This window comes from Corallococcus llansteffanensis (genome assembly GCF_003612055.1).
GTDB classification, from domain to species: Bacteria; Myxococcota; Myxococcia; order Myxococcales; family Myxococcaceae; genus Corallococcus; species Corallococcus llansteffanensis.
In genome coordinates, this window is sequence record NZ_RAWB01000733.1 from 1 (window position 1) to 4,241 (window position 4,241).

The following is a 4,241-nucleotide window of genomic DNA, read 5'->3' on the forward strand; positions in this document are numbered from 1 at the left end:
GCGGGGCTTCGTGGTGATGGCGGGGCCGTGCGCGGTGGAAGGCGCGGAGCAGTTGGAGCTGTCCGCGCGCGCGGTGGCCCACGCGGGCGCACATCTGTTGCGCGGTGGCGTGTTCAAGCCGCGCACCAGCCCCTACGCCTTCCAGGGCATGGGCGAGCCCGGTTTGAAACTGCTGGTGGACGCGGGCAAGCGGCACGGCCTGCCCATCATCAGTGAAGTCATGGAGACCGAGCAGCTGCCGCTGATGGCGCAGCACGCGGACATCCTCCAGGTGGGCGCGCGGAACATGCAGAACTTCGGGCTGCTGCGAGCATTGGGCCGGGTGCGCAAGCCGGTGCTGCTCAAGCGCGGGCTGTCCGCCACGGTGCAGGAGTGGCTCAACGCCGCCGAGTACATCCTCGCGGGCGGCAACGAGCAGGTCATCCTGTGCGAGCGCGGCATCCGGACTTTTGAGACCGCCATGCGCAACACACTCGACCTGGCGGCGGTGGCGTGGGCCAAGCAGCACTCGCACCTGCCCGTTATCGTGGACCCTTCGCACGCCACGGGCATCCCGGCGCTCATCCAGCCCATGTCGCTGGCGGCGGCGGCGGCGGGCGCGGATGGGTTGTTGATCGAGGTCCACGCGAAGCCGGAGCTGGCGCTGTGCGACGGGCAGCAGGCGATGTCGCCCGAGGATTTCATGACGTTGATGCGACGGCTGCCGGGCGTGCTCGCCGCGGTGGACCGTCATCTTTGGAAGCCGGAAGGCCCGGCACAGATCGCAGGGGCACGATGAGCACCGAAGTCCGACAGATGTTCTCTTCCATCGCCCCGCGCTACGACGTGGCGAACGAAGTCCTCTCCTTCGGCGTGCACCGGCTGTGGCGACGCACGGCGGTGAAGCTGAGCCAGGCAAAGGAAGGCAGCCAGGTGCTCGACTGCGCCACCGGCACCGGCGACCTGGCGCTGGCTTTCAAGCGCAAGGTGGGGCCCACCGGCCGCGTGGTGGGCACGGACTTCTGCCCGGAGATGCTGGAGAGCGCGCCCGCCAAGGCGGCCAAGGCCGGCCTGGAGGTGGAGTTCCAGGTGCAGGACGCCATGGCGCTCACCCTCCCGGACAACAGCTTCGACGTGGCGTCCATCTCGTTCGGCATCCGCAACGTGGATGATCCGGTCAAGTGCCTGCAGGAGATGGCGCGCGTGGTGCGCCCGGGGGGCCGCGTGGTGGTGCTGGAGTTCGGCCAGCCCACCGGTCCCTACGGCGTGCTGTTCCGCTTCTACAGCAAGACCGTCATGCCGACGGTCGGCGGGCTGCTGACGGGCAATCGCGCCGCGTTTCAGTACCTGCCTCGCACCGCCGCGGCCTTCCCCGCGGGCGAGCGCTTCCTCTCCCTGATGGACCAGGCCGGCGCCTACTCCGAGCGCGCCGCCCACCCCCTGCTGTTCGGAACCGCCTACGTCTATGTTGGAACCGTCCGCTGAAAACCGACGCCGCCTCGTCGCACAGGTCGTCGCGTCGGTAGACCCCAGACTCCAGCAGGCGCTCCAGGGGGCCCTCTCGGCCCCGGGGCCCTGCCCCCGTCCGGTGGGGACGCAGACAGTTGTCATCGCCGGCCATCGCGCCGCCGGCAAGACGCGCCTGTTGCCGCTCGTCTCGCGCCTCCTCGGGCGCACCGGCCTGGACCTGGATGCGGAGCTGGAGCGCCGACACGGCCGCCCGCTCCGGACCTGGGTCGCCGAGTCCCCCGCCACCTTCCGCGCCGCCGAACGCGAGCTGCTCGGCCTGCTGCCCCCGGCCAGCGTGGTGGCGGTGGGCGGCGGCTTCCTGTCGCACCATCCGGAAGCGCTCCAGGAGCACTTCACGCTCGTCGTCCCGGTCAGCTTCGACACGTACCGCGAGCGGCTGATGGCGGACACCAAGCGCCCGCGTTTGCGCCCGGACGTGTCGCTGGAGGAAGAGCTCCATGCGATCTTCCACGAGCGCGAGGCCCTGCACGCGCGCGTGCCCACCATCGCCCTGGCGGACTTCCTCCGGGGCTGCCTCGTCCAGGAGTCCGCCTGATGGCCGCCCTGCGAATCATCACCCTGCCCCCCACCCTCACCGGCGCGGAGGCCGTGGTCTTCGCGAAGGACGGCCTGCGCCGGGGCGCGGACGTGGTGGAGGTGCGGACCGACCTGCATGCGCCCGACGCGGTGGATCCAGAGGCCCTGTCCCGCGTGATGCCGCTGCTGGTGTCCGAGCGTGGCAAGCCCCTGCCCACGGCGTGGGTGAAGGCCGCGTGGCGCGTGGACCGGGACGTGGAGCGCGCCCAGGACATGGACGCACCTCCGGGCCGGCTGCTCGCGTCGCACCACGCGGAGGGGCCGCTGACGACGGCCGAGGCGCTGCGGCGCTGGTCCCGCCCGCTTCCGGCGGATGCGCTGGTGAAGCACGTGGAGCCCATGGACGGGCCCGCGCACCTGGACGTGCTGCTGGAGACGCAGCGCCAGCTGTCCGCCCGCTTCGGCGCCGAGCGCGTCACGGTGCTGGGCATGGGGCCGGTGGCGCTCCCGGCGCGCGCGGTGCTCTCCCGTCGCAACGGGCTGGAGTACGTGGCGATGGGCGGCGCGTGGACGGCCGCGCCGGGACAGCGCCTGCTGGACGACGTGGCGCGCGAACACCGCAAGGCGAAGGACGCGAACGCGTCGCGTCTGGGCATCCTCGGCACTTCGATTCCCCACTCGCGCTCGCCGCGGATCCACCGTCAGCCGTTCGATCGCATCGACCTCGCGGAGGACGCGCCGGTGGAGGCGGTGGTGGACTCGCTGCTGCCACACTACGCGGGCTTCGCCGTCACCAGCCCCTTCAAGATGCGGCTGGCGCGGCACACCGGCGCGGCGCTGGAGGCCATCAACACGCTGGTGCGCCGGGGCTCGCGGTGGGAGTCCTTCAACACCGACACCGAGGGCGCCCGCGCGGTGCTGGAGCGCCTGGGTTCGAAGTCGGTGTCGGTGCTGGGAGACGGCGGCTCCACGCAGGCCCTGCGCCTGGTGGCCGGGGAGCTGGGCCTCGACTTGCGCGTCGTGCGCCGGGCCGAGGTCCAGTCGCCCCTCACAGGGGACTGGGTGTGGACGTGGCCCGACAGGGTGGCTCCCCCTGAAACCCTGCGATTCGAGGGGGCGCGCGTGGCGGTGATCGCATACGGTGCACCCGGCCGGCGCGTCGCCGCGGAGATCGTTCGCCGCGGGGGCACCCCACTTCTGCTCGGTGCGGCGTGGTTCGTCGCCCAGGCCCGGCGGCAGCGACAACTCTGGGAAACGGCGACATGAATACCTTTGGCACCCTCTTCCGGCTGACGACCTTCGGCGAAAGCCACGGCCCCGCGCTCGGCTCCGTGCTGGACGGCTGCCCCGCGGGCGTTCCGCTCACGCGCGACCTGCTCCAGGCGGCGCTGGACCGCCGACGTCCCGGGCAGTCCGCCCTCGTCACGGCCCGCAACGAGCCGGACACCGTGGAGATCCTCTCCGGCGTCTACGAGGACAAGACGCTGGGCACGCCCATCGCGGCCATCGTGCGCAATACGAACCAGCGCTCGCAGGACTACAACCAGCTGGCGGCCGTGGACCGGCCCGGCCACGCGGACTCCGTATGGCGCGAGCGCTACAAGCACCGCGACCACCGCGGCGGCGGGCGCACCAGCGGCCGCGAGACGCTCTGCCGCGTCATTGGCGGCACCATCGCGGAGGCGTACCTGGCCCGCGACCTGCCCACGCTGAGCACCGTCGCGTACGTGTCCCAGGTCGGTGAACTGGTGGCCTCCGTGCCGGCGCCAGGCCTCACGCGCGCGCTCGTGGACGCGCACCCCACCCGCTGCCCGGACGCTGCCGTGCGCGACGAGATGTCCCGGCAGATCCTCGCCGCGAAGGAGGCCGGGGACAGCCTGGGCGGCGCCATCGACGTGCGCGTGGAGGGCCTGCCCGTGGGTCTGGGCGAGCCCATCTTCGGCAAGCTGAAGGCGCTCATCGCGCAGGCGCTGGGCAGCATCGGCGCCGTCACCGGCGTCGTGTGGGGCCCGCCGGATCTGCTCCAGCGCATCGGCCAGCCCGGCAGCCAGTTCCACTCGGTGAAGGACGCTTACGGCGGCATCCAGGGCGGCCTCGCCAACGGGGAGCCCATGCAGGTGCGCGCCTTCTTCAAGCCCCCCGCGACGCTCGCGGATCACGCCAAGGGCGGCCGACATGATCCGTGCATCATGCCCCGCGCCGTGCCGGTGCTGGAG

Annotated in this window: 5 protein-coding genes; all 5 read left to right on the forward strand. The window is 72.1% G+C overall.

Going from position 1 to position 4,241, the window contains the following annotated elements; translation table 11 throughout:
- A partial coding sequence (aroF, locus tag D7V93_RS39125) for a 3-deoxy-7-phosphoheptulonate synthase (RefSeq protein ID WP_120648153.1) occupies positions 1-778 on the forward strand: 778 nt, incomplete at its 5' end.
- Entirely contained in the window at positions 775-1,464 is a 690-nt protein-coding gene (gene ubiE / locus D7V93_RS39130; RefSeq protein ID WP_120612315.1) for a bifunctional demethylmenaquinone methyltransferase/2-methoxy-6-polyprenyl-1,4-benzoquinol methylase UbiE, read from the forward strand. The genes aroF and ubiE, both read left to right, overlap by 4 nt.
- 103 nt (positions 1,465-1,567) lie before the next feature.
- Complete coding sequence (locus D7V93_RS39135) at positions 1,568-2,044, forward strand: shikimate kinase (protein ID WP_244237770.1); 477 nt, start codon at positions 1,568-1,570, stop codon at positions 2,042-2,044.
- The gene (locus D7V93_RS39140; protein ID WP_372338409.1) at positions 2,044-3,291 is read left to right on the forward strand and encodes a shikimate dehydrogenase; all 1,248 of its coding nucleotides are present in this window, start codon (positions 2,044-2,046) and stop codon (positions 3,289-3,291) included. Before D7V93_RS39135 ends, D7V93_RS39140 begins: the two co-directional genes overlap by 1 nt.
- Positions 3,288-4,241, forward strand: a 954-nt coding sequence (gene aroC / locus D7V93_RS39145) for a chorismate synthase (protein ID WP_120648156.1), incomplete at its 3' end; no start/stop codon positions are given. The genes D7V93_RS39140 and aroC, both read left to right, overlap by 4 nt.